A 24,268-nucleotide genomic window follows, 5' to 3' on the forward strand; every position below is an offset into this window, starting at 1 on the left:
CACACCCCGCGTAAGCACCGGGGGAAGCGGGTACTCGTGGATCTTGTGGAGACCCTGTTGACGAACGCGCCGCCGAAGCCCCTGCCACCCCCGCGCACCAGCTCGTCGATCGCCGCCGAGCTGCGCACCCTGCACACGGCGGGCGACCTCGACCTGCCGCTGCCCGGTGGTTCTCACACCGCGCGGCGCTGGGCGGCGCTGGCCGCGTTCGGCCGCCGGGACCTGGCGCTGGCCCGGCTCGCCGAGGGGCACGCCGACGCCGTCGCCATCCTCGCCGAGGCCGGGCTCTCCCCGGCCGCGGGCGCGCTCTACGGCGTGTGGGCGGCCAAGTCCGGCGGGACCGGCGCGGTCCTCGAAGGCGGCGCGCTCACCGGGACGGTCCGGTTCTGCTCCGGGTTGTCCGTGCTCGACCGCGCGCTGGTGGCCGCCGGTGACCGGCTCGTCGAAGCCGACCTCGCCGACCCGCGGGTCCGGCGGCACCCGGACGCGTGGCAGGCCGTGGGCATGGACGCCTCCGACAGCGGTGACGTCGTGTTCGACGGGGTGCCGGGCACGCCCGTCGGGCCGCCCGGCTGGTACGTGGCGCGGCCCGGGTTCGCGCTCGGCGGCGCCGGGGTGGCGGCGGTCTGGCTCGGCGGCGCGGCGGGCGTCGCCGACGGCGTCCTGGCCTACCTGCGCGAGCGCGGCGGCGCCGACGAGCACCAGCTGGCGCACGTCGGCGCGATCCACACGGCACTGAGCGCGGCCGACGCCGTGCTCGCCCGCGCGGCCCGGGGCCCGGTGGACCCGCTGGTCGCGGGGACCTGCCGGGCCGCGGCCGAGCGCGCCGCCGTCGAGGTGCTGGAGCGGGCGCTCAAGGTCACCGGGCCGACACCGGCGTGCCGGGACCGGCGCTTCGCCCAGCGCGTCGCCGATCTGCCGGTGTACGTCCGGCAGCACCACGCCGAGCGGGACCTCGCCGCGCTCGGCCGCGACGTCCTGGCCACGCCGTGACCGCGTTCGTCCCGGAAGCCGAGTGGGCCGCGCGGCCCGAGCTCCCGCCGTGGCCGGCGCAGGCGTTCGAGCGGGCGCTGGTCGTCGCCGCCCACCCCGACGACGAGACGCTCGGCGCGAGCGGGCTCCTGCAGCGGCTGCACGCGGAAGGAACCGCCGTGACGCTCGTCGTCGCGACCGACGGCGAAGCGGCGTTCCCGGCTTCGAGCGCGGAGGAACGCCGTGAGCTCGGCCGGATCCGCCGCCTGGAGCTGGCGGATTCCCTGCGGGCCCAAGGGCTTTCCGGGGTCGAGCCGGTGTGGCTGGGCCTGCCGGATTCCGGGCTCTCCGCGCACGGCGACGAGCTGACCGAGGCGGTGCGGCAGCGGGCCGCCGGCCATGACCTGTGCCTGTTCCCCTGGCCGGGCGACCCGCACCCGGACCACCAGGCGGCCGCGCGGGCCGCCATCGCCGCCGCGCCGCTGACCGCGCAGTGCTGGTCGTACCCGATCTGGCTGTGGCACCGGCTGCGGCCGGACGACCCCGCGATCCCGTGGGCGCGGGCCCGGTCGCTCGGGCTCACGGCGGCCGAGCGGGCCGCCAAGGCGGCCGCCATCGCGGCCTTCCCCTCCCAGGTGAAGCCCGGTCCGCGGGGCGAGGACCCGATCCTGCCGGACGAGGTATTGGCCCACTTCGCGCGCGACACCGAGGTGTTCTTCCGCGAACCGCCGCGCGCCTCGGCGCCGGTCAGCCGGTTCGCCGAGCTGTACGCGGGCGCCGAAGACCCGTGGTCGGTCGGGACGAAGTGGTACGAGCGGCGCAAGCGGGCGGTGGCGCTGGCGTGCCTGCCCGACGAGCACTACGGGACGGTCGTCGAGCCGGGCTGCGGCGTCGGCGTGCTCACCCGCGACCTCGCCGCCCGGGCCGGGCGCGTGCTGGCCTTCGACCCCGTGCCCGCGGCCGTCTCGCGCGCCCGCGAAGCCGTCGCCGGGCTGTCCCATGTGGACGTCCACATGGGATCGGTGCCGGCCGCGATCCCCGACGGGCCGGTCGATCTGTTCGTGTACGGGGAACTCCTGTACTACTTGGACGATCTCGCGTTCGAAGAGACCGTCGAGGCTTCGGTGGCCGCCCTGCGCCCCGGCGGGCACCTGCTCGCCGTGCACTGGCTTCCGTGGGCGCCCGAAGCGCCGCGCGACGGGCGGGACGCCCACGCCCGGCTGCTGGCGCACCCGGCGCTCGAGCCGCTGGTCGAGCACACCGACGAGCAGTTCCTGCTGCACGTGCTGAGGCGCCGGTGATCGAGGCGATCGGGGTCGTCGTCCCGGCCCGGGACGAGGCGGAACTGGTCGGCGGGTGCGTGCACGCACTCGGCGAAGCCCTGCGGCGGCTGCCGTCCGGGGTCGCGTACGCGGTCTGCGTGGTCGCCGACCGCTGCCGGGACGCCACCGCCGCGACCGCCCGCGCGGCGTTCGGCGGCCTGCCCGGCGTGGTCGTGACCGCCACGTCGGCGCGGACGATCGGCGAGGTCCGCGACCTCGGGATCGCGCGCGTCCGCGAGCGGCTGCGTGCTCCGGCGGCCGGCACGCTGCTGCTGAGCACGGACGCGGACACGCGCGTGACGCCCGGCTGGGCGCGGGCGCACCTGGCCCGGGCGCGGCAGGGCTACCACGCGATCGCCGGGACGGCCGAGCTGGCGGCGCCGTTCAGCACCTCGGCCCGCGCTCTGCGGCAGTACGAGCACATCCTCGACGACGCCCGCACGGCCACCGGCCACGGCTCGGTGTACGGCGCGAACCTCGGCGTCCGCGCGGACGCGTTCGACGCCGCCGGCGGCTTCGGGCCCCGGGCGACCGGCGAGGACCACGACCTGTGGCGCCGCCTCGGCCAGGCGGGCTTCCGTCGCTGCTTCGAGCCGTCGGCCCCGGTGGTGACCAGCGCCCGCCTGCACGGCCGGGCCCCCGACGGCCTCGCGACCCTGCTCCGCCGCCTGGCCCGGACGCCCTGAAGGGGACGTTCCTGTCATGTGATGCCAGGAACGTCCCCTTCAGAGCATTGTCGCGGAAGATCGTATCGCTTATCGTATACGACGCTGCCCCCTCCCAACGCTGCGAGGTGACCCCGTGCCCGCACCCACGACCCTCATCGCCCGCGACTTCACCGAGTTCCGCACCGCCGTCTCGCAGTCGTTCGTCCCGCTGCACGTGACCGCGGGCGGCGACGGCTTCCGCGGCCGGATCCGCTCGTCGGCCGCCGACGAGGTGCAGGTCTCCGAGGTGACCGCGTCGCCCCACGTCGTGGAGCGCACGCCCGAGCTGATCGCCCGCGCCGAGCGGCGCTACTACAAGCTGAGCCTCATCCTGGCCGGCACCGGGCTGCTGGTGCAGGACGACCGCCAGGCCGTGCTGCGCCCCGGCGACGTCGCCCTCTACGACACGCACCGGCCTTACTCGCTGGTCTTCGAGGAGGACTTCCGGACGCTGGTCGTGATGTTCCCGCAGCGCCTGATCGACCTGCCCGCCGAGCTCGTCGGGCGGCTGACCGCGGTGCGGATGTCGGGCAAGGAGGGCGTCGGCAACGTCGTCGTGCCGTTCCTCGCCCAGCTCGGCGGCAACCTCGAGCAGCTGGCGGGCCCCGCGGGCGCGCGGCTCGCGCACAGCGCCGTCGACCTGCTCTCGACGCTGGTGGCCACCGAACTCGACCTCGCGCACGCCAACGCCGACCCGCACCACGAGCTGATGCGCCGGATCCGCGCGCACATCGACGCGAACCTGCACTCCCCGGACCTCACCCCGGCCCGGATCGCCGCCGGGCACTTCATCTCGACGCGGCACCTGCACGGCCTGTTCCAGGAGCAGGGCACCACGGTCTCCGGCTGGATCCGCGCCCGGCGCCTCGAGCACTGCCGCCGCGACCTGCTCGACCCGGTGCACGCCGGCCGCCCGGTGGCGGCCATCGCCGCCCGCTGGGGGTTCGTCGACGCCGCGCACTTCTCGCGCGTGTTCAAGACCGCGTTCGGCCGGGCGCCCAGCGAACTGCGCCGGGAGTTGACCGTCAGCGTCCGGTAGTTGCCCCGCAGCGCGTGACCGCTCGCCCGGACCGGGCACCCGCCCGACGATGAGGCCATGCCCGAAGCCCCCACCGACGGCTGGCGCACCTACGACGAGTTCGCCGCCGGGATCGCCACCTACCGCCTGCCGGACGCCGACCTCACCGGCCGGGACGTCACGATCACCCTCGACGACGGCGAAGTCCTCTCGCTGAGCTTCACCGACGCCGAGCACGTCGTGTGCAACGGCGTCAAGGACCCGTACGACGCCGTCGCCGTCCGGGACGACGTCTTCTTCGTGAACCTGCCGCTCACCAGCGTCGACGGCGAAGCGCTCACCGTCGTCTACTCCACGACGTCGCACCGCGCGCTCGCCGTCCGTTCGGTGATCGGCGCCGAAAACGTCGTTCCCCGGGTGTCGCAGCACTTCCGCAGCGGCGTCACCGGCGGGGGCACGCCCTCCGGTGACGTGCCGGGGCCGTCGCGGGACCTGATCGGCAAGCGGAACCTCTACCGCTACAGCCCCGACCACCTCTACGAGCACGTCTACGTCTCCTCGGAGCGTTACGCCTGGCAGTGCCTGGAAGGTGTCCAGCGCGGCCACGGGGACATGGACCTGTCGACGGTGTGGAAGTTCGCCGACGGGCTGTACCTGTTCTGCTTCCGCGAATTCCGGATCGCCGTGGCCAGCGTGTGGCTGCACGACCTCGGCTACGCGCTGCGCACCACCGGCGTGTTCCTCGGGCTGACCGGCGACGGCCGCTCCGAGCACTCCCGCGCCGGCGGGCACGTCTACCCGCTCGGCTCGGTCAGCTACCCCGATGCCCAGCCCGTCTGAAGGAGCCGCACGTGTCCAATGTGGACGTCATCCGCACGCACTACGCCGCCAGCGACCGGGGCGACCTGCCCGGCATGCTCGCCCCGCTCGGCCCGGCGACGACGTGGACCGAAGCCGCCGGCTTCCCCTACGCCGGCACCTACACCGGCCCGGACGCGGTGCGGGAGCACGTGTTCGAGCCGATCGGCCGGGACTGGGACGGCTACCGCTTCACCCTCGGCGACCTGCTGGACGCCGGGGACGCGGTGATCGGCGTCGGCACCTACACCGGCACGCACCGCCGGACCGGCCGGTCCTTCACCGCCCGCGTCGCGCACCTGTGGCGCTTCGACGGCGGCGAGGTCGCCTCCTTCGAGCAGATCGTCGACTCCGCGCCCGTCGTGGCCGCGACCCGGGAGCAGCCATGAGAAAAGTCCTGCCCGCCCTCACCGCCGCCGTGCTCCTGGCCGCCACCGGCTGCGCCGGTTCCGACGCCGGGTCGAGCGGCCCGATCGTCGTCGGCTCGGTGAACGCGCTCAGCGGCGCGGCCACCTTCCCCGAATCCTCGCAAGCGGCGAAAGCCGTGTTCGACGCAGCCAACGCCGCCGGCGGCGTCAACGGCCGCCGGATCGACTACAAGGCGATCGACGACAAGGGCGACCCGTCGGCGGCCGCCGCGGCCGCCCGCGAGGTGGTCGGCGGCGACTCGGCCGTCGCGCTGGTCGGGTCGTCGAGCCTGATCGAGTGCGAGATCAACGAAAAGTACTACGAGCAGCAGAAAATCCTGTCGATGCCGGGCATCGGCGTCGACCCGGCGTGCTTCTCCAGCGCGAACATCGCCCCGGTCAACGTCGGGCCCTTCCACGACATGACGCTGACCCTGCTCTACGGCACGGAGGTGCTGAAGCTCGACGACGTCTGCGCGCTGCTGGAGATCGCCGGCAACACGCTCCCCGCGTACCAGGCGGCGATCGGCGAGTGGACGAAGATCACCGGCAAGAAGCTGAAGTACGTCGACTCGACCGTCCCCTATGGAGGGTCGGACTACACGCCCTACATCGTCAAGGCGCGGGCGGCCGGCTGCAAGGCGATCACGGTGAACCCGGTGGAGCCGGACTCGATCGGCCAGCTCAAGGCCGCGCAGGCGCAGGGCTGGACCGACGTCACGTGGCTGCTGCTGACCAGCGTCTACAGCGAGAACTACGCCAAGGCGATCTCGAACGCCGGCGCCGGGGTGTACGTACCCGCGGAGTTCTACCCCTTCACCGACGCCACCGCCCCGGCCAACCAGGAGTGGCGGGACCTGATGACGAAGAACAAGATCCCGCTGACGTCGTTCAGCCAGGGCGGCTACCTGGCGGCGAAGTACTTCCTCGCCGTGCTGCGCGAGATGAAGGGCGACATCACCCGCGAGACGGTGACCAAGGCGCTGCGCGAGATGAAGCCGATCAGCGACCCGATGGTCGGCACGCCGTACGTGTTCGGGCCCGCGCAGGCCCACCACGACAACACCGCGGGCTGGCCGATCAAGCTCGCCACCGGCACGAACAAGTGGGAGCTGTCGGCGCGCGACTGGCTGCGGATCCCGAAGCCGTAGGAGGACGTTCATGCTGCAGGGCGCACTGGCCGGCCTCGCCGCCGGCGGCCTCTACGCGGTGCTCGCGGTCTGCCTGACCCTGATGTCGCGGCTGGTGCGGGTGGTCAACTTCGCCCAGTCCGCGACCGGGATGTTCGGCTGCTACGTCGCCGTCTTCCTCTCCGTCCACCTCGGGTTCCCCGAGTGGCTGGCGACGCTGGCCGGCATCCTGCTCGGCGGCGCGCTGAGCGCGGTGCTCGGCTGGATCGTCTCCACGTGGCTCGCCGAAGCCGACACCGGGACGCGGTCGGCGGTGACGGTGGCCGTGCTCCTGCTGCTGATTTCGCTCGCGTTCATCCTGTTCGGCAACAAACCGCAGCCGTTCCACCCGCTGCTGGCCGGGCCGGCGTTCACGCTGGGTGGCGTGGTGGTCAGCCAGGTCACCGTCGTGACGGTGGCGCTGGCGGTACTGGTGGCGCTGGGCTGCCGCGCGGTGCTGGCCCGCACGTCACTGGGCGTCCGGCTGCGGGCGCTGTCCGAGCGCCCCACGACGGCGGAGCTGCTGGGCATCCCGGCCCGCCCGCTGTCGGTCGGCGTCTGGACGGCGACCGGGGTGATCGCGACGCTGGCGGTGTCGATCGTGGCCCCGTCGCAGTCGAACGACCCGACGTCACTGGCGATGCTGGTGGTCCCGGCCGCGGCAGCGGCGCTGCTCGGCGGCTTCCGCCGGCTGGACCTGGCCGTGACGGGCGGCCTGGTCCTGGGCATGGCACAGGGGGCGGTCGCCCAGGCGGACAAGTTGTCGGTGCTGCGGTACTTCCTCCCGTTCCTGGTCATCGTGGCACTGCTGCTGTGGACGCAGCGCAAGGAGGTGTGGGATGCGGCTCGCTGAACACCACGTCGCCCGGCCCCGGGCGTGCGACGGCACGCGACTCGCCAGACGCCTGTTCGGGCGCACCCGGCGGCCGACGGCCCACGCACCGGCTGCGGCACCGGACCTCGCGCCAGCTCCGGTCGCGGCATCGGCTGCAGCTCCGGCACCGGGCCAGGCCGCCGCTCCGGCACCGGCAGCAGGCCCGGCACCGGCTGCAGCTTCGGCTGCACGTTCGGCGCTACCCGCGGCCCCAGGTCAGGCCGCAGCTCCGACACCGGCAACAAGCCCGGCACCAGCTGCAGCATCGGCTGCACCTTCGGCGCTACCCGCGGCCCCGAGCCAGGCCGCAGCTCCGGCACCGGCAGCAGGCCCGGCACCAGCCGCAACCTCGGCACTGCCAGCGGCCCCAGGTCAAGCCGCAACTCCGACACCGGCAGCAGGCCCGGCACCAGCCGCAACCTCGGCACTGCCAGCGGCCCCGGGCCAGGCCGCAGCTTCGGCACCGGCCCCAGTCCCGGCTCAGGCACCGGCGCCGGGTCTGGCCCAGGCTTCGGCCGTGGAGGAGGCACACCGTGCGGCTCGCTGAACACCGCGTCGCCCGGGCGGGGCTGCCCTTCCTCGTCGCCGCCGCCGCGATCGGCGTCGGGTACGCGCTGAGCGTCGGGCTCGCCGGGTACTTCGTCTACCTCGGCGTCAGTGCCGTCGTCGCGGCCATCGCGCTGCTCGGGCTGGGCGTCGTCACCGGGACCGCCGGCATGATCTCCCTCTGCCAGCTGACCTTCGCCGCGGTGGGGGCGTTCGTCGTCTCCGCCTGCAACGTCGCCGGCGTGCCCGGCGGGTTCGGCACCTGGCTTGTGCTCGGCGGCCTGGCCGCCGCGCTGGCCGGGGTGCTCGTCGGGCTGCCCGCGCTGCGGCTGCGCGGCATCACCCTCGCCGTGGTCACCCTCGGGCTGGCCGCGGCCGCCGACCTCACGCTCGTGCAGATCCAGTTCCCCGGCGCCACCGAAGGCCTCTCGGTCGAACGACCGGCGGCCTTCTCCGACGACCGGTCCTACTTCCTGTTCGCCGTGCTCGTACTCGTCGCCTGCGGGCTCCTCGTGCACTTCCTGCGCCGCGGCCGCTGGGGCAGCAGCTGGCAGCTGGTCGCCTTCTCCGAACGCGGGACCGCCGCCGTCGGCGCGGGGGTGCGGACCTCCAAGCTCACCGCCTTCGCGGTCAGCGCCGCGCTCGGCGGCGTCAGCGGCGGGCTGCTCACCGGCCAGGTCGGGCTGGCCTTCCCGGCGAGCTTCACCGCCATCCAGTCCCTCGCGCTGTACGTGCTGGCGATCATGTCCGGCGCGCACCTGATCGACATGGCCGTCTTCGGCGCGCTGCTCTGGGTCGCCGTACCCGAGCTGCTCAAACGCTGGGGCGTGCCGCAGGACTGGGGTTTCGTCGTGTTCGGCGTGCTCGGCGTCCAGGCCCTCACCGGCCGCGGCAACCTCGGCACGGCCGTGCGGAACCTCTGGTACCGCCGCGGTGCCCCCGCGGGCGTCGGGCTCACCACCGGGGTCGCCGACGTCGAACCCTTGCCGCCCGGTGATCCCGTGCTGGCGGTGCGCGGCCTGAGTGTCTCCTTCGGACACGTCACCGCGCTGTCCGATGTGGACATCACCGTGCCCGAACACGGGATCCTCGGCGTCATCGGGCCGAACGGCGCCGGGAAGTCCACTTTGGTCGACGCGATCAGCGGCTTCCTCCCCCGCGCGACCGGCACGGTCACCCTCGGCGGCAGGCCGCTCACCGGCTCGCCCACCCGCCGGGCCCGCGCCGGGCTGCGGCGGACGTTCCAGCAGGACCGCGTCCCGCCCGGCCTCACCGTCGGCGCGTACGTCCGGTTCGTCGCCCGGCGGCGGCTCACCGGCCGCGAAGCCGCCGAGGCGCTGGAGTTCTTCGGCTGCCCGTCCCCGCGCACGCCGCTGTCCCGGGTGGACGCGGGCGCGCGGCGGCTCGTCGAGGTCGTCGGCCACCTGCTCGCGAAGCCCCGGGTGCTGCTGCTCGACGAGCCGGCGGCCGGCCTGCCGCACGAAGAGCACGTCGCCTTCGGGCGGCGGCTGCGCCAGGTCCCGGCCCGGTTCGGGGTCTCGGTGCTGCTCATCGAGCACGACCTCGACCTGGTGCGGTCGGTCTGCGACACGCTCACGGTGCTCGACTTCGGGCAGGTACTGGCGAGCGGGCCGCAGGCGGACGTGCTGGCCGACCCGGCCGTGCTGAAGGCGTACATGGGCGAAACGGAGCTGTTGTGAACGCGTTGCGAGTCCACGGGCTGACGGTGAAGCGCGGAGCCGGCCCGGTCATCCGCGACGTCGACCTCATCCTCGAGCCGGGCCGGATCACCGCGCTGGTCGGGCCGAACGGGGCCGGGAAGACGAGCCTGCTGGAAGCGGTGTCCGGGGTGGTGGCGCCCTCGGCGGGCAGCGTCCACCTCAACGGCGTGAACGTCACCCGGCACTCCCGGGTCGCGCGGGCCCGGCTCGGGCTGGCGCACATCGAGCAGGGCCGGGCGGTGTTCCCGGGGCTCACGGTGCTGGAGAACCTCCGCCTGACCGCCCGCACCCCGGCGGCCGTGGACGAGGTCCTGGAGTTGTTCCCCGAGCTGGACAAGCGCCGCGACTCCCCCGCGGCCCTGCTGTCGGGTGGCGAGCAGCAGATGGTGGTGCTGGCCCGCGCGTTCGCCGCGCGCCCGGCGTTCCTGCTCATCGACGAGATGTCGCTCGGCCTGGCCCCGGTGGTCTTCACCCGGCTGCTGCCGGTGGTCACGCGGTTCGCCGAGGAGGGAGCCGCGATCCTGCTGGTCGAGCAGTTCACGCACCTGGCGCTCGGCGTCGCGCAGGAGGCGGTGGTCGTCTCGTCGGGCCGCGTCACCTACACCGGTGACGCGCAGACCCTCCTCGACTCCCCCGCCACCCTGCACTCCGCCTACCTCGGCTCGTGAGTGTTCAGTCGGGTTAGAACCCGACTGAACACTCACGAGCCGCGGTGTCACATGCCCGCGCGCTCGAACGCCAGCGTGGGGAGGTCGACGGCGTGGGCGCCGCCGTCGGCGACCAGGACCGCGCCGGTGACGTACGACGACTCCGCCGAGCCCAGGAACCGCACGATCGCCGCGATCTCCTCCGGCTCGGCGGGGCGCCGCAGCGGGACCTCGGCGGTCACCCGGCGGTAGCCCTCGTCGTGGCCGCCGGTGAAGCCCGCCGCCGCGGCGAACTGGGCCATCTCGCCGTCCGCCATCGGCGTCCGGACCCAGCCGGGGCAGACCGCGTTCGCCCGCACCCCGCGCGGCCCGAAGTCACGGGCGATCGACCGGGTCAGGCCGATCAGCGCGTGTTTCGCGACGGTGTAGCCGGCCACGTTCGGCCCGGCGAACAGCCCGGCCAGCGACGACACGACGACGACCTGCCCGCCGGTCTCCACCAGCGACGGCAGCGCGGCCCGGCAGAGCACGAACGCGCTCGACAGGTTCGAGCGCAGCGCCAGCTCCCACTCCTCGTCGCCGGTGTCGACGACCGACGACAGGCCGTGGCCGCCGGCGTTGGCGACCACGACGTCCAGCCGTCCGTACTCGCCGATGATCTCGGCGACCGCGGTTTCGGCGTCCGAGCGCACGCTCGCGTCGCAGGAGATGACGTGCGCGCCGGTTTCCGCGGCGACCTTGTCCAGAGGCTCGCGCCGCCGTCCCAGCACGACGACGTGCGCGCCTTCGCCCGCGTACCGGAGGGCCACCGCCGCCCCGATTCCGGTGCCACCGCCGGTGATCGCGACGACCTTGCCAGATGAGTCCACTGTGGATCCTTTCCTAAGCGGGGAACGCCGAGCGGGCCGACATCCCGAAGTCGGCCAGCAGGGCTTGGCCGTTGACCGGCCGCGAAGCCGGGGACGCGAGGAACAGCACCTGCCGGGCGACGTCGGCGGCGGCCTGGACCGGGAACGCGGGGTCGTCCAGGACGGCGCCGAGGTCCGCGCGCGCCATCGGCGTGTCCACCACCGACGGGCAGACGCAGTTGACCCGGATCCCCGGCACCTCGACGGCCAGCGCCCGGGTCATCGCGACCACCGCGCCCTTGGACGCGCAGTAGGGCACCATGCCCGGCGCGGCCGTGAACGCCGAGTCGCTGCCGAGCAGGACCACCGAGCCGCCCTCGGCCAGCCACGGCAGCGCGTGCTTGACCAGCAGGAACTGCCCCGTGACGTTGACGGCGAGAACGCGGGCGACGTCGGCGGCCGTGGTCGCGGCCAGCGGCGTGCCGACCGGGCCGGAGATCCCGGCGCAGCCGACGACCGCGTCGAGGCCGCCGAAGTCCCGGGCGATCGCCGCCACCGCGTCGGCCAGCGCGGGCTCGTCGGTGACGTCCGCCCGGACGACGCCGGGGCCGGGCTCGCGGTCGATCACGCCGACCCGCGCCCCCTCGGCGCGGAACGCCCGCACGCAGGCCAGCCCGATGCCGGAGGCCCCGCCGGTCACCAGGACCGCCCGGCCGTCGAGGTCTGTTCGCATGCGCCCATCCTCACCGCGGGCGGCGCGGACGTGGTTGGCCCCGAGTGCAGCGTTGTTGTCGGCGCCCGCACGGGCGATGGCGCGCGCCCCGGCCCGGGCCGAGACTGGCCAGGGTGAGCACGCCGCACCCCCTCGACCCGCTGACCGCCGCCGAACTGAGCGCCGGACGCGCGATCCTCGCCGCCGCCGGGCTGCTCGGCGCCGCGGTCCGCGTCCCGCAGGCCGTCCCCGTCGAACCCGCCAAGGAAGACGTGCGGGCCGGCCGGGGCGATCGCCGCATCCGCTACACGCTCCTCGACACCGCCACCGGCCGCGCCGGGGACGCCGTCGTCTCGGTGACCGAAAACGAACTGGTCTCCTGGGACGACTGGGCCGAAACCGAAGGACAGCCGTCTTACCTGTTCGAGGAGTACGCGCTGGCCGAGCAGCTGACGAAGGCGTCGGCGGACTGGCAGGCCGCGATGGCGCGGCGTGGCCTCGCCGACCGGATCGGCCACGCCTTCTGCGCGCCGCTGGCGCCCGGGTACTTCGGGCGGGCGGACGAGACCGGCCGGGTGATGCGCTCGCTGACGTTCCTGCGCGAGGACGAAGGCGACAGCCCGTGGGCGCACCCGGTCGAAGGACTGGTCGTGCACCTCGACCTGACCCGGCAGCGGGTGCTGCGCGTCGAGGACGAAGGCGACGTCCCGGTGCCCGCCGAGCACGGGCGCTACACCGGTGTCCCGGCCCGCACGACGTTGAAGCCGATCGAGATCACCCAGCCCGACGGCCCGAGCTTCACCGTCGACGGCACCGAGGTGACGTGGGAGGGCTGGCGCCTGCGCGTCGGCTTCAACGCCCGCGAAGGCCTGACGCTGCACCGGATCAGCTTCCAGGACCGGCCGGTCCTCTACCGGGCCTCCGTCCCCGAGATGGTGGTCCCGTACGGGGACGTCGCGCCCGGCCGGTTCTGGATCAGCTACTTCGACGCCGGGGAGTACCAGTTCGGCAAGAACGGCAACGACCTGCGCCTGGGCTGCGACTGCGTCGGCGTGATCCACTACTTCCCGGCCTGGGTCGCCGACGACCACGGCGAGCCGGTCGAGATCCCGCGGGCGATCTGCCTGCACGAAGAGGACGACGGCATCCTCTGGAAGCACACCGACCTCGCCGGGCGGCCCGAGGTCCGCCGCTCCCGGCGGCTGGTGGTCTCCTCGATCTCCACCATCGGCAACTACGACTACGGCCACTACTGGTACTTCCACCTGGACGGCTCGATCTCGTTCGAGGCGAAGGCCACCGGCGTCGTCTTCTGCGGCGCCGGCACGCCCGGCGAGGAGCAGCCGCACGCGACCGAGCTCGCGCCCGGCCTGTTCGCGCCGGTGCACCAGCACCTGTTCTGCGCCCGGCTCGACGTCGAGGTCGACGGCGATCGCACCAGCCTGCACGAGGTCGACGTCGAAGGCGTGCCGACCGGACCGGCCAACCCGTACGGCAACGCGTTCACCTGGCGCAGCACGCCGTTGCGGACCGAGCGGGAGGCGATGCGCCGGGCCGATCCCGCCCGCGCCCGCGTCTGGGAGGTCCGGAGCGCTTCGCGGACGAACCGGCTCGGCAAGCCGACCGCCTACCAGCTGGTGCCGAGCCCGTCGGCGACGCTGCTGGCGCAGCCGGACGCGACCGTGCACGCCCGCGCGACGTTCGCGACCCGGCACCTGTGGGCGACGCCGTACCACGAGGACGAGCGGTTCCCGGCCGGCGACCGGCCGAACGCCCACCCCGGCGGCGCGGGCCTGCCCGCCTGGACCGCCGCCGACCGCGACCTCGTCGACGCCGACCTCGTGCTGTGGCACGTGTTCGGCCCCACCCACGTCCCGCGCCCCGAGGACTGGCCGGTGATGCCGGTCGACCGCTCCGGATTCCTGTTCCGGCCGTACGGGTTCCTCGACCGCAACCCCGCGCTCGACCTCCCGTCCGGCGACCACTGCGACCACTGAGGACTTCCACCGTGACCACGCTTTCCGACACCTCGACCTGGCTCCCCCTCGACGGCCTGGCCCCGGGCTTCGACGCGAACAAGGCCCCCGTGGTCGGCGACCTGCACGGCCGCACGTTCGTCCTGCACGACGACGGCGACGGCCCGGACCGCACCGCCCGGTTCACCGGCACGCGCGTGGCGTGGGACGGCTCGACGGTCCTCTGCGAGACGTTCCTGGTCGACGCCGACCTGTACTACGCCCAGTTCCACCCCGCCCCGCGCGAGGCGGTCTCGCTCCTGCTGGACCTGCGCGAGGGCCGCGCGCTGGTCGTCACCACGACGATCGGCGCGGACGGCACCCCGCGCGTCACCCAGGAGTTCCGGCCAGCGACCCTCGACGGCTTCGAGGCGCGCGGGGAGCCGATGGCGCCGAGCACCGCCCTGATCGGCCGCCGGGTGGTGTGGGTCTACAGCCGCGAGCACGCCTACGAACACGTCTACCTCAGCCCGCACTGGTACACCTGGCAGTGCCTGGCCGGCCCGGAGCGCGGGCTCGCCGACACCGACGAGAACACCGTCTACCGGATCCGCCCCGGCATCCACGTGTTCGCCTGGCGCGAGAAGGTCATCCCGTGCGCGTCGGTCACCGTCGCCGACCACCGCGACGCCCGCCGGCTGCGCTCCCACGGCGTCCTCTTCGGACTCGACGGGTCCGGCGAGTGCCCGACGCACTTCACCTTCGGCGCGTACGGGCGGCTGCTGAGCACCACCGTGCACCCGGACGGCCTGGACCCGGCGGAGGACTGAGCCGTGGCCGCCGACCTGGTCCTGACCAACGCCGTCGTGTACACAGTGGACGCCGTGCGGCCGTGGGCGTCCGCGCTCGCGGTGTCCGGCGGGAAGATCGTCGCGCTCGAAGACGCCGAGCGCGGCCCGAAGACCGAGGTGGTCGACCTCGGCGGCGCGTTCGTCCTGCCGGGCCTGGTCGACGTGCACAACCACCACGCGATGGCCGGGCGCGCCGAGCTGTTCGAGCTGACCTTCGGCGCGGACGCGAGCCTGGACGAGATCCTCGGCCTGGTCCGGGCGCGGGCGGCGACGCTCGGCCCGGACGAGTGGCTGACCGGCGGCGCGTGGGCGTCCACTTTGGTCTCGGCGCTGTCGACGACGGTGGCCCGGCGGGCACTGGACGACGCGGCGGGCGGCCGTCCGGTGTCCCTTTCGGACGACAGCAGGCACAACCGCTGGGTCAGCACCCGCGCGCTGGAGCTGGCCGGGATCACGGCGGGGACACCCGACCCGCCCGGCGGCGTGCTCGTCCGGGACGGCGGCGAACCCAGCGGGCTCCTGCTGGAGGCGGCCGGGGTGCTGGTGGAGCGGGTGACCGGCGCCCTGACCCCCGAGCAGCACCGCCGCGCGTCCCGGCGCGCGATCGAGATCCTGCACGGCTTCGGCGTCACGGCGTTCCAGGACGCCGGGGTCTCGACCGACATCCTGGGCGCGCTGCGGTCGCTGGACCTGGCCGGCGAACTCGACGCGTGGGTGGTGTCGTCCCTGCTGGTCAACGACCCGATCTTCGGCGTCGACCCGATCGGCGCGCCACTGCTGGAGGTGGCGGAGTCGTACCGGAGCCCGCACCACCGCCCGGACTTCGTGAAGATCTTCCTCGACGGCGTCCCGCCGACCCGCACGGCGGCGTTCCTCGAGCCGTACCTGCCGGACGAGACCCACGGCGGCTGCTTCCACGGATCGACGACGATGCCCCCGGCCGAGCTGACCGAGTGGCTGCTGACGGCCGCCGCGGCGGGCTTCTCGGCGAAGGTCCACTGCACGGGCGACGCTTCGGTGCGGCAGTTCCTGGACGCCGTCGCGAAGGTGCGGGCCGCGGGGTTCGCCGACACCCGGTTCCAGGTGGCGCACGGGCAGTTCGTGCACCCGGACGACCTGCCGCGGTTCGCCGAGCTGGGCGTGGCGGCGGACATCTCGCCGTTCCTGTGGGTCCCGGGCGTGATCCCGTCGGCGATCGCCGAGGTGCTGCCGGCTTCGCGTGCTTCGCGCATGCAGCCGAACCGGGCACTGCTCGACAGCGGTGCCCTGGTCGCGGGCGGGTCGGACTGGCCGGTGAGCGAGTCGCCGAACGCGTGGGAGGGGATCGCGGGCCTGGTCACCCGCGAGGACCCGTCCGGCCGCCGGCCGGGGGCGCTGTGGCCGGAGCAGGCGATCACCCTGGCGGAGGCGATCGAGGTGTTCACGCTGGGCGGGGCGCGGGCGTGCGGGCTGGACGACGTGACAGGGTCGCTGACGCCGGGCCGGTCGGCGGACTTCGTGGTGCTGGACCGCGATCCCTTCCGGACCACCGACGTGGCCGGCACGAAGGTGACCGAGACGTGGTTCGAGGGCCGGCGCGTGTTCGTGCGCTGACCGGCGCGCCCACTTTGCCGGAACCCCGGGCACGGATGTAGTGAATGACTCATTCCTGTCGTCCGACGACAGGAATGAGTCATTCACTACATCGCCGGACCGGATCACCGGGCCCGACCACCCCGTGCTGTACTCGCGGGTACTTTCTCCTACACTGGTAGAGAAACCAGTGCGGGAGGTGCCGGGTGCCCAAGATCATCGACCACGACCAGCGGCGCAGCGACATCGTCGACGTCACCTGGGACCTCATCGTGCGCGGCGGGATCGAAGCCGCCACCATGCGGGAGATCGCCGCCGCGGCCGGGTTCGCCAACGGGGCGCTCAAGCTGTACTTCCCCAGCAAGGAAGACATCATCGCGGCCACCTACGAGCGAGCGCTCGACATGATGCGGCAGTACGTCGAGCTCGACGGGCTCCGGGGGATCACCGCGCTGCGCGAACTCTGCGTGTCGTCCATGCCGATCGACGACGAGCGGATCACCGCCGGACGGGTGCTGCTGATCTTCTGGCAGATGTCGCTGGGCAACCGGACCATGCACGACAAGTACCTCGAGCACGTCCGCGAGTGGCGCGGGCTGCTCCACCGCTTCCTCGCCGAAGGCCGCGAAGACGGCGAGATCGTCACGAAGACCCCCGACGAGCAGATCGTCGACGAGATCGTCCTGCTGAACGCCGGCGCCAACGTGATGAGCCTGGTGGCGGGTGAGTTCTCCACGATCGACCTCCAGCACCGGCACCTGGAGTCGCTCTTGGACCGCCTCACCCGCCCCTGACCCTCAGGCGAAGATCCCCTTCAGGTACGCCGCCACCTCGGCGTGCGACCGCGGGGACGCCGGCAGATCCGGGTACAGCCCGTAGAACCCGTGGATCTGGCCCTCGTACCGGTGCACGTCCACCGCCACCCCCGCCGCGGACAGTTGCCGGGCGAACGCCTCCCCTTCGTCGCGCAGGACGTCGTACTCCGCCGTCAGCACCAGTGCCGGGGGCAGGCCCGACAGGTCACGGGACCGCGAAGGCAGCACGTACGGGTCGTCCGGCGCCGCCGGGGCGTACTGGGCGAAGAAGAACCGCATCGCGTCGGCCGTCATGCCGTAGCCGGTCGCGTAGTCCACATAGGACTGGTGACCGTCGTCCGGGTGGCCGGACACCGGGCAGATCAGCACCTGCGCGGCGATCGGCGGGCCGCCGCGGTCGCGAGCCATCAGTGAGACCACTGTGGACAGGTTGCCGCCGGCGCTCTCCCCGCCCACCGCGATCCGCGTCGGCGAAACCGCGGGCCCGGCGCCGCCCGCGGCCAGCCATTCCACCACCGCGTAGCAGTCCGACGGCGCGGCCGGGTACGGGTGCTCGGGCGCGAGGCGGTACTCGACCGCCGCCACCGCGACCGACGCCGCCGCGCACACCGCCCGCGACGCGACCTCGTTCTCGTCGATCGAGCCGATCGTCCAGCCACCGCCGTGGATCCAGACGAACGCCGGGACCGGACCGGCCACCTCTGGCAGGTACAGCCGGACACGCAGGGGACCACCCGGACCCGGCACCCAGTGGTCGGCCACCGACGCGACCGCCGCCGCCGGACCCGGCGCGGGCCGGGCGGCGGCGAACGCCGCCCGCAGCTCCACCGCCGTGAGCGGACGCTCGGGCGAGGGTGCCGACGCCGCCCGGTCCAGCAGTTCCCGCACGGCCGGGTCCAGGCCCGCGCTCACACCGCCTCCGCGACCAGCACCCGCGGCGAGCCCGGCAGCGTCAGCCGGTCCACCGGGCGCCAGCCGGCCTCGGCCAGCCAGCCGCGGACGTCGGCCTCCGGGTACACCACCGTGCCGTCGATGACCAGGTACTCCCCCGCGTGCAGTGCGTCGAGCGCCCGCGGCGATGCGTCGTCGTCCAGGAAGAAGTCGAGCAGCAGCAACCGCGCGCCCGGCGCCGCCGCGGCCCGCGCGTGGCGCAGGATCGTCCGGTTCTCACCGGCGGAGAACCGGTGGACGACGTGGTTCACCATCACCAGGTCGAACTCGCCCGAAGGCTCGGCCTCGGGGGTCGCCGCGCCGGCGACCGTCGCCCGGTCCGCGAACTCCGCGACCGCTTCGGTGACCGACGGGACCGACCGCGGGTCGTAGACGAACGTCGCCCGCAGCACGTCGTTCGCGCGCAACGCCTGCAGCGCGAATTCGGCCGAGAGGCCCCCCAGGTCCAGGAGGTTTTTGTACCCACCGAAGTCGAATGCGCCCGCCAGCATCCGGGCGTGTAGGGCGTTATACACCATGACCCCGCCGAGGAAGGTGTCCCAGCGGTCGCCGGTGAGGTCGAGCTCGCCGGGTTCACCGGTGTCGGTGGTGTGCGGGAACTGCTGCCAGTGGGGGTAGCTGATCGTCTCGAGGAAGGTCAGGAAGGGCGCGAGGTCCAGACCTTCCCCGCCGAAGTACGCGGCGGTGTCCTTGGTCAGCGCGTACCGGCCGTCCACGCGGGACAGCAGGCCGAGCGCGGCGAGGGCGTCCCCCAGGATCCGGACGGTCTTTTCGGGCCGGCCGGTGCGCCCGGCCAGCTCCCCCGCCGCGAGCGGACCGGCCGCCAGCGCGGGGAAAAGGCCGATGCGGTTGGCGGCGAAGAGCTGCTGGGCGGCCATGTAGCCGACCGCGATGTCCACGATCCGTTCGGGCGTGGCGGGTCTGGTCGTCACGTCGTCCTCCTTTGTTCGACGCGGACACTCTACATCCGTAGATAAAAGAGTCCAGCGTCGAATTTTCCCCGCGCAGCAACAGAAAGCCGTGATGTTTCAACTTCCTACGTTTGTAGAATAAAACCATTGACACCACCTCCGGCCAGTGTCAACATGCGTAGAACTACCCCTGCCGGTGCCCGGCAGTCCGGCCCGCCCCTTCGCGGCGGGCGCGAGGAAGGGGAATCCATGACGCTGCTCGAAATCCGGGAGCTCACCGTCGGCGTCGTCACCGACGGGACCGAGCGCGAACTCGTGCGGGAGCTCTCCCTCGATCTCGCGCAAGGGCGGACGCTCTGCGTGGTCGGCGAGTCCGGCAGCGGCAAGACCGTGACCGCCCTGTCGATCATCCGCCTGCTCGAGTTCGTCGCCCCCGTCCGCACGCGCGGCGAGATCGCGCTCGACGGCGTGGACCTCACGCGGTTGCCCGCCGACGCGATGCGCGCCTACCGCGGCCCGCGGATCGGCATGATCTTCCAGGAGGCCCTCGACTCCCTCAACCCGAGCCGCCGCGTCGGCGGGCAGCTGGCCGAGGCCTACCGCGAGCCCGGGTCGCTGCCCGGTCAGGCCGCCCGGCGCGGCAGCCCGCTGCGCAAGCGGGCCGAAGCCAAGGCCCGGCGGCTGCTGACCGAGGTCGGGCTCACCGACACCGACCGGATCCTGCGGCTGTACCCGCACCAGATGTCCGGCGGCATGCAGCAGCGCGTGATGATCGCGCTCGCCCTGATGGCCGACCCCGACCTGCTCATCGCCGACGAACCGACCACCGCCCTCGACGTCACCACACAGGCGGAGATCCTCACGCTCTTCGACCGCGTGCGCCGCGACCACAGCACGGCGTGCGTGTTCATCACCCACGACATGGGGGTCGCCGCGCAGGTCGCCGACCGGATCGCGGTGATGTACCGCGGCCGGCTGGTCGAGGTGGGCTCCCGGGACGACGTCCTGACCCGGCCGAAGCACCCCTACACCCGGGCGCTGCTCGGGTGCGTGCCGCAGCTGGGCGTCAGCCGCCGCGACGGCTTCCCGACCATCTCCCCCGCTCGGCTCGAAGCGGCGATGGCGGGTGAAGTGACCGAAGCCGTGGAAACCCGCGCGCTCAAGCCCCGTCCCGAGCGGGACCACGACGGGCCGCCGCTGACCATCACCGCCGTGTCCCAAGTGTACGGACGAAAAGGACGCCGGATCGAAGCCGTCCGGGACGTCTCCCTCGAGATCCCGCCCGGCGAGTTCTTCGGGCTGGTCGGCGAATCCGGCTCCGGCAAGTCCACGCTCGGCCGGCTGGTGACCGCGCTCGAACCACCGGCGTCGGGGACCATCGCCTTCGGCGCGCACGGGATCACGCCCACCGGGCTGGTCGGGGACGAACGCGCGTTCCGCCGCCGCGTCCAGCTCATCTTCCAGGACCCGCAGAGTTCCCTCGACCCCCGCCACACCGCGGCGCGGATCATCGCCGAGCCGCTGAAGGAGCTGACCCCGCTGCGCGGCGCCGAGCTCGACCGGCGGGTGGCCGACCTGATCGACGAAGTCGGCCTGCCGAAGGACTCCGCCGGGAAACTGCCCTCGCAGCTGTCCGGCGGCCAGCGCCAGCGCGTCTCCATCGCGCGGGCGATCGCGGCCGGGCCCGAGCTGATCGTCGCCGACGAGCCGACGTCGGCACTCGACGTCTCCGTGCAGGGCCAGGTGCTCAACCTGCTGCTGGACCTGCGCCGCACTCGCACGCTGAGCCTGCTGTTCATCACCCACAACCTCAGCCTCGTGCTGTCGGTCGCCGACCGCGTCGGCGTGATGTACCGCGGCGAGCTGATCGAAACCGGGACACCGGAAGAGATCCGGCTCTCCCCGCGGCACGACTACACCCGGCGGCTGCTCGCCGCCAACCCCGATCTGCCCGCCCTCCCCCACACAGGATCGACGCGCCCATGAAGAGAACCCCTTTGCTCGCCGCCCTCGCCGCCGCGGCCACGCTGCTCGCCGGCTGCATGGGGAGCGCCGGCACCACGACGGCCGCCGACGGGCCACCGGTCCGCGGCGGCACCCTCACCGTCGCCGTCCCCACCGATCCGCAGTCGCTCGACATGGTCGCCAACCCCGGCCAGGTGACCGCCCAGATCGGCAACATGATGTACGAGAAGCTGTTCGAGGTCGACCAGCACTTCGTCGCCCGGCCGATGCTCGTCGACACGTTCACCACCAGCCCGGACCGGCTCGCCTACACGTTCAAGCTGCGCCAGGGCGTCACCTTCCAGGACGGCAACCCGCTGACGGCGAACGACGTCATCGCGAGCCTCCAGCGGTGGCAGAAGAGCCACCGCACCGGGCAGCTCGTCACCCCGGACATCGACGCCATCACCGCACCGGACCCGGCGACGGTGAACGTCAAGCTCAAGCGGCCGCGCTACCCGCTGATCGACGAGCTGGCCGGCGCGGGCACCGAGATCTACGAGGCGAAGAACCTCGCCGGCCTGCCCGCGACCGGGTTCGGCCAGGACAAGGCGATCGGCACCGGCCCGTACAAGCTGAAGAGCTGGGACATCGGCCAGCAGCTGGTGCTGGAGCGCTACGACGGATACCGGTCGCGGTCCGAAGAGGACTGGGGCGGCCAGGCCGGGGCCAAGCACGCCTACCTCGACACCGTCGTGTACAAGGTCGTCGGCGACCAGGACGCGCTGATCAACGGCCTGCAGACCGGCCAGTGGGACCACGCCATGCCGGCCAACGACCAGTACGAACAGCTCAAGGCCAACCCGAACCTCGTGGTGCACAACCTGCCGGGCGGCAACGAAAACGTCGTCATCCCCAACTTCAACCCCGGCTCGAAGTTCGCCGACCCCCGCGCGCGGCAGGCGCTCAACCTGCTGCTCGACAAGCCCGCCATCAACGCGGCGACCGGTGGCAGCAAGGACCTGACCCTCGAGACCGGCGCGTTCGCCTCGCCGGACAACAAGGCGTCCTACTCGACCGCCGGTGAAGACGTCTACAAACAGCACGACCCAGCCCGCGCGAAGGAACTGCTCGCCGAAGCCGGGATCACCGCCGGGGCGACGATCCACATCGTCACCACCAACTCCTACCCCGAGTTCGGCAAGTGGGCGGTGCTCATCCAGGACGCGCTGGGGAAGATCGGGCTGCAGACCAAGATCGACACGTTCGACTTCGCCACCATGCTCGGCACCCTGACCAAGGACCCGGGCGGCTGGGACATCACGACGCTGTTCTTCGACTCGTCGCTGACTTCGCCCGCCCAGATGCCCGCGCTCACCCTCGGCACGCTCAACGGCTCGTCGTCGCCGGAGCTGGACGGCCTGATGGCCGAGTTCAACGCCTCGGCGACACCCGAGCAGGCGAAGGCCGTCATCGACAAGCTCCAGGCGTTCACCTGGAAGCAGCTTTCGGTGATCACGCTGAGCCAGTCCCGGCTCTACGCCGCCTACACCCCGCGGCTCAAGGGGTACGGCGACTTCTACCGGGTCTTCTGGAACGCCTGGCTGGCCGCATGACCGGGGTGCTGCTGCGCCGGCTGCGCGACCTGGTGATCATCCTGGTCATCGTCGGGACGATGATGTTCTTCGTCATCCGGCTGATCCCGGGCGACCCGGCGCAGGCCATCCTCGGCCCGACCGCGCGCCCGGCCGACGTCGCCGCGCTGCGGTCGAGCATGGGCCTGGACGGCTCGCTCTGGCAGCAGTACCTGAGCTGGGCCGGCCACGTGCTGCGCGGCGACTTCGGCACGTCGATCACCTACCACCAGCCGGTCCTCGACGTCGTCGCCGCGCACATCGTGCCGACGCTGACCCTGGCCGTGCTGTCCACGGTGATCAGCTTCTTCCTGTCGGTCGCGATCACGGCGTGGCAGGCGGTGTCGCCGCGCAACCCGGTGGCCCGCGGCCTCGACCGGCTGTCCTCACTCGGCATGGCGATGCCGGACTTCTGGATCTCGCTCGTGCTCGTGCTCGTGTTCTCGGTGACGCTGCGCTGGTTCCCCTCGAGTGGCTACCACGACCTGCTGACCGACCCGGTGGCCGCGGTGCCCGCGCTGGTGCTGCCGGTGACCGTGCTGGTCATCGGGCAGACGGCGCTGTTCGTGCTCACCCTGCGCGAGAGCGTGCTCGGCGAGCTGCCGCTGGCCTACCTGCGCACCGCGCGCGTCAAGGGCCTGCCCGAACGGCGGGTGCTGCTCGAGCACGTGCTGCCGAACGCGCTGATGCCGCTGATCACGCAGCTGGGCAGCAACTTCGCCATGCTGGTCGGCGGGATCGTCATCATCGAGTCGATCTTCGTCGTGCCGGGGCTCGGCCACCTGCTCATGGGTGCGGTGTCCACTCGGGACTTCCCGCTCATCCAGGGCGTGACGTTGTTCGTCGCGGTGCTGTTCGTCGTGGTCAACCTGCTGGTCGACCTGTCCTACGCGCTGCTCGACCCGAAGGTGCGTGTCTCATGAGCCTGGCCGTCGCCGAACCCGCGTCCACTGTGGATACTCCCCCGCCGCGACGTGCGGGCCGGGCCTTCCGGCGCAATCGCACCTTGGTCGTCAGCTCGGTCCTGCTCGGCCTGATCGTGCTCGCCGTGGTCGTACTGCCGTTCTTCCTGCCGAGCGTCAGCGCGACCGACCCGGTGCACCGGCTGCTCCCGCCGTCGGGCGCGCACCCGCTCGGCACCGACTCCTTCGGCCGGGACGTCCTCGCCCGGCTGGTGTCCGGCGGCCGCGCCTCGCTGGGGCTGTCCGCGCTGATCACGCTGTGCGCCGCCTTCTCCGGCATGGTGATCGGCCTGGTCAGCGGCTTCTTCCGGGCCGCGGACGCGGTGCTGATGCGGCTGATGGACGCGTGGATGTCCTTCCCGGCCATCATCCTCGCGATGGCGCTGGCCATCGCGCTCGGTGCGAGCATCTGGACCGAGCTGATCGCGCTGACGGTGATCTTCACGCCGTTCACCGCCCGCGTCATCCGCAGCCGGGTGCTCGGCATCGCCGGGCGCCAGTACATCGGCGCCGCCCGCGTGTCCGGGATGAGCCGCGGCAAGATCCTGCTGGTGCACGTGTTCCCCAACGTGCTGCCGATGGCGCTGGTCCAGGTCGTCATCCTCGCCGCGGCCGCGATGCTGGTCGACGGCGCGATGAGCTTCCTCGGCCTCGGCATCGCCCCGCCCACCCCGACCTGGGGGAACATGATCGCCGAAGGCCGGTCGTACCTGGTGGTCGCGCCGTGGCTGGTCGTGGTGCCGGGCGTGACGATCATGCTTTGCGTGCTCCTGCTCAACCTCATCGGCTCCGCGCTGCGGGTCGCCGTCGACGCCCGGGCCCGCACGCTCGGCGAACTGCAGCGGCTGCGCCGTTCCTCCTGAAGGGATCTC

The 24,268-nt window shown here is 72.9% G+C and carries 22 protein-coding genes; 18 read left to right on the forward strand and 4 right to left on the reverse strand.

Annotation, left to right across the window (positions count from 1 at the left end):
• Positions 1-57: 57 nt before the first annotated feature.
• The 10 genes from SD460_RS26010 to SD460_RS26055 all read left to right on the forward strand — a co-directional run bounded on the left by SD460_RS26010 (position 58) and on the right by SD460_RS26055 (position 10,262).
• Positions 58-993, forward strand: a complete 936-nt coding sequence (locus tag SD460_RS26010) for an acyl-CoA dehydrogenase family protein (protein WP_318306853.1) — start codon at positions 58-60, stop codon at positions 991-993.
• Positions 990-2,273 (forward strand): bifunctional PIG-L family deacetylase/class I SAM-dependent methyltransferase, encoded by a 1,284-nt coding sequence (locus tag SD460_RS26015; protein WP_290063201.1) that lies wholly within the window; start codon positions 990-992, stop codon positions 2,271-2,273. Before SD460_RS26010 ends, SD460_RS26015 begins: the two co-directional genes overlap by 4 nt.
• Positions 2,270-2,980 carry a glycosyltransferase family 2 protein gene (locus SD460_RS26020; RefSeq protein ID WP_318306854.1) on the forward strand — a complete coding sequence of 237 codons (711 nt, stop codon included), beginning with the start codon at positions 2,270-2,272 and terminating at the stop codon, positions 2,978-2,980. Before SD460_RS26015 ends, SD460_RS26020 begins: the two co-directional genes overlap by 4 nt.
• Before the next feature lie 115 nt (positions 2,981-3,095).
• Positions 3,096-4,040: an AraC-like ligand-binding domain-containing protein gene (locus SD460_RS26025; RefSeq protein ID WP_318306855.1), complete on the forward strand. Its 945-nt coding sequence runs from the start codon at positions 3,096-3,098 to the stop codon at positions 4,038-4,040.
• Positions 4,041-4,097: 57 nt separating this feature from the next.
• Positions 4,098-4,859: a MoaF C-terminal domain-containing protein gene (locus tag SD460_RS26030; protein WP_290062263.1), complete on the forward strand. Its 762-nt coding sequence runs from the start codon at positions 4,098-4,100 to the stop codon at positions 4,857-4,859.
• A gap of 11 nt (positions 4,860-4,870) precedes the next feature.
• Complete coding sequence (locus tag SD460_RS26035; protein WP_318306856.1) at positions 4,871-5,266, forward strand: nuclear transport factor 2 family protein; 396 nt, start codon at positions 4,871-4,873, stop codon at positions 5,264-5,266.
• On the forward strand, positions 5,263-6,435 hold the full coding sequence (locus SD460_RS26040; RefSeq protein WP_318306857.1) for an ABC transporter substrate-binding protein: 1,173 nt from the start codon (positions 5,263-5,265) through the stop codon (positions 6,433-6,435). The genes SD460_RS26035 and SD460_RS26040 overlap by 4 nt, the downstream gene beginning before the upstream one ends.
• A 10-nt stretch (positions 6,436-6,445) precedes the next feature.
• Positions 6,446-7,306 carry a branched-chain amino acid ABC transporter permease gene (locus SD460_RS26045; protein ID WP_290062260.1) on the forward strand — a complete coding sequence of 287 codons (861 nt, stop codon included), beginning with the start codon at positions 6,446-6,448 and terminating at the stop codon, positions 7,304-7,306.
• A 554-nt stretch (positions 7,307-7,860) separates the two neighbouring features.
• Positions 7,861-9,573 (forward strand): branched-chain amino acid ABC transporter ATP-binding protein/permease, encoded by a 1,713-nt coding sequence (locus SD460_RS26050; RefSeq protein WP_318306858.1) that lies wholly within the window; start codon positions 7,861-7,863, stop codon positions 9,571-9,573.
• Positions 9,570-10,262: an ABC transporter ATP-binding protein gene (locus SD460_RS26055; protein ID WP_290062258.1), complete on the forward strand. Its 693-nt coding sequence runs from the start codon at positions 9,570-9,572 to the stop codon at positions 10,260-10,262. The genes SD460_RS26050 and SD460_RS26055 overlap by 4 nt, the downstream gene beginning before the upstream one ends.
• Positions 10,263-10,309: 47 nt before the next feature.
• Here the strand turns inward: SD460_RS26055 and SD460_RS26060 are convergent, their stop codons facing one another.
• Together SD460_RS26060 and SD460_RS26065 are read right to left on the reverse strand one after the other, a co-directional pair.
• A complete protein-coding gene (locus tag SD460_RS26060) occupies positions 10,310-11,110 on the reverse strand; it encodes an SDR family NAD(P)-dependent oxidoreductase (protein WP_290062297.1) in 801 nt (266 codons plus the stop codon).
• A gap of 13 nt (positions 11,111-11,123) precedes the next feature.
• Positions 11,124-11,822 carry an SDR family NAD(P)-dependent oxidoreductase gene (locus tag SD460_RS26065; RefSeq protein ID WP_290062296.1) on the reverse strand — a complete coding sequence of 233 codons (699 nt, stop codon included), beginning with the start codon at positions 11,820-11,822 and terminating at the stop codon, positions 11,124-11,126.
• A gap of 113 nt (positions 11,823-11,935) precedes the next feature.
• Here SD460_RS26065 and SD460_RS26070 point away from each other — a divergent pair, with 113 nt between their 5' ends.
• The 4 genes from SD460_RS26070 to SD460_RS26085 all read left to right on the forward strand — a co-directional run bounded on the left by SD460_RS26070 (position 11,936) and on the right by SD460_RS26085 (position 16,973).
• Entirely contained in the window at positions 11,936-13,798 is a 1,863-nt protein-coding gene (locus SD460_RS26070) for a primary-amine oxidase (RefSeq protein ID WP_318306859.1), read from the forward strand.
• Positions 13,799-13,809: 11 nt separating this feature from the next.
• A complete protein-coding gene (locus tag SD460_RS26075) occupies positions 13,810-14,586 on the forward strand; it encodes a MoaF C-terminal domain-containing protein (protein WP_290062293.1) in 777 nt (258 codons plus the stop codon).
• Positions 14,587-14,589: 3 nt separating this feature from the next.
• The gene (locus SD460_RS26080) at positions 14,590-16,200 is read left to right on the forward strand and encodes an amidohydrolase (protein ID WP_318306860.1); all 1,611 of its coding nucleotides are present in this window, start codon (positions 14,590-14,592) and stop codon (positions 16,198-16,200) included.
• Between the two features lie 185 nt (positions 16,201-16,385).
• Positions 16,386-16,973 carry a TetR/AcrR family transcriptional regulator gene (locus tag SD460_RS26085; protein ID WP_290062291.1) on the forward strand — a complete coding sequence of 196 codons (588 nt, stop codon included), beginning with the start codon at positions 16,386-16,388 and terminating at the stop codon, positions 16,971-16,973.
• Between the two features lie 3 nt (positions 16,974-16,976).
• On the opposite strand, the gene SD460_RS26090 is transcribed toward SD460_RS26085, so the two are convergent.
• The gene (locus tag SD460_RS26090; RefSeq protein WP_318306861.1) at positions 16,977-17,906 is read right to left on the reverse strand and encodes an alpha/beta hydrolase; all 930 of its coding nucleotides are present in this window, start codon (positions 17,904-17,906) and stop codon (positions 16,977-16,979) included.
• Positions 17,903-18,877, reverse strand: a complete 975-nt coding sequence (locus SD460_RS26095; RefSeq protein WP_290060461.1) for a methyltransferase domain-containing protein — start codon at positions 18,875-18,877, stop codon at positions 17,903-17,905. The genes SD460_RS26090 and SD460_RS26095 overlap by 4 nt, the downstream gene beginning before the upstream one ends.
• Before the next feature lie 228 nt (positions 18,878-19,105).
• Here SD460_RS26095 and SD460_RS26100 point away from each other — a divergent pair, with 228 nt between their 5' ends.
• Genes SD460_RS26100 through SD460_RS26115 form a run of 4 tightly spaced genes read left to right on the forward strand, consistent with a single transcriptional unit; the run spans position 19,106 to position 24,259 of the window.
• Positions 19,106-20,842 carry a dipeptide ABC transporter ATP-binding protein gene (locus SD460_RS26100; protein WP_290060462.1) on the forward strand — a complete coding sequence of 579 codons (1,737 nt, stop codon included), beginning with the start codon at positions 19,106-19,108 and terminating at the stop codon, positions 20,840-20,842.
• The gene (locus SD460_RS26105; RefSeq protein WP_290060463.1) at positions 20,839-22,416 is read left to right on the forward strand and encodes an ABC transporter substrate-binding protein; all 1,578 of its coding nucleotides are present in this window, start codon (positions 20,839-20,841) and stop codon (positions 22,414-22,416) included. Before SD460_RS26100 ends, SD460_RS26105 begins: the two co-directional genes overlap by 4 nt.
• A complete protein-coding gene (locus SD460_RS26110) occupies positions 22,413-23,357 on the forward strand; it encodes an ABC transporter permease (RefSeq protein WP_290060464.1) in 945 nt (314 codons plus the stop codon). Before SD460_RS26105 ends, SD460_RS26110 begins: the two co-directional genes overlap by 4 nt.
• Positions 23,354-24,259 carry an ABC transporter permease gene (locus SD460_RS26115; protein WP_290060466.1) on the forward strand — a complete coding sequence of 302 codons (906 nt, stop codon included), beginning with the start codon at positions 23,354-23,356 and terminating at the stop codon, positions 24,257-24,259. Before SD460_RS26110 ends, SD460_RS26115 begins: the two co-directional genes overlap by 4 nt.
• Positions 24,260-24,268 lie beyond the last annotated feature (9 nt).

The organism is Amycolatopsis solani (assembly GCF_033441515.1).
GTDB classification, from domain to species: Bacteria; Actinomycetota; Actinomycetes; order Mycobacteriales; family Pseudonocardiaceae; genus Amycolatopsis; species Amycolatopsis solani.